At 65.3% G+C, this 779-nt stretch carries 1 protein-coding gene; it reads right to left on the reverse strand.

What is annotated here, in order from left to right; all coding sequences use genetic code 11:
- Positions 1–779 (reverse strand): DUF4158 domain-containing protein (locus tag PG887_RS22530; protein ID WP_270822963.1); only part of this gene is annotated, 779 nt, incomplete at both ends.

Consider the following 779-nt stretch of genomic DNA (forward strand, 5'->3'; position numbering starts at 1 on the left):
ACCTTGTCGTTGATCGCCTTGCCCTGCTTCTGGAACTGCTGCTGATGCTTGTGCTTCGCGCCGCTGAACAGCTTGACCAGGATGCGGTCATGCAGATCGACCAGCTCATCGATCACGGTCGCGGTGCTCTCCAGCACCACGGCGGCCAGGGTCGCGTAGCGGCGCTGCGGCTCGAACTTACCGAGGTCTTTGGGCGTCATCTGCCCACCCTCGCGGGCCAGCTTGAGCAGGCGGTTCTGGTGGATGTGCCGGCCCAGGCCTTCGGGCAAGTCCACCAACTGAAATGTCTTCAGCCGCTCGATGTGTTCCAGCATGTGCCGAGAGTTGGGTTTCAGCGGTGCCTGGCGCAGCCAGGTCAACCAGGTGATGCTGCTGCCGGCCTTGAGCTTCAACAGCTCGTCCAGCTTGGCCCGATGCGAGTCCGTGAGTGGTTCGACCAGGGCGCGGTAGACCCGCCGATTGGCTCGCGCAATGGCTTCCGAGCAGGCCCGGTCAATCACGCTCAGCGCCGGCAGGATGCGTCGTTTCTGCCGTAGGCTCTCCAGGGCCTGACCGGCCAGCAGCAAGCCTTTGTCGGTCTGCTGGGCCAGCTCGGTTAGCTCGCGCACCAGGGCGCGGAAGTCGGACAGGCCGAACGGGGCCAGTTGCAGGTAGGTGCGCAGTTCCTGGGCATGCTCGCGACGGGTCACGTCGCGCTCGCCGTACTTTGCCCAGCTCGCCGGCTCGGCCTGGACTTGCTTCGCCACCCACAGGATGACCGGCTCGGGCAGCTCGCTGTC

It is taken from the genome of Aeromonas sp. QDB14 (genome assembly GCF_027707845.1).
GTDB classification, from domain to species: domain Bacteria; phylum Pseudomonadota; class Gammaproteobacteria; order Enterobacterales; family Aeromonadaceae; genus Aeromonas; species Aeromonas caviae.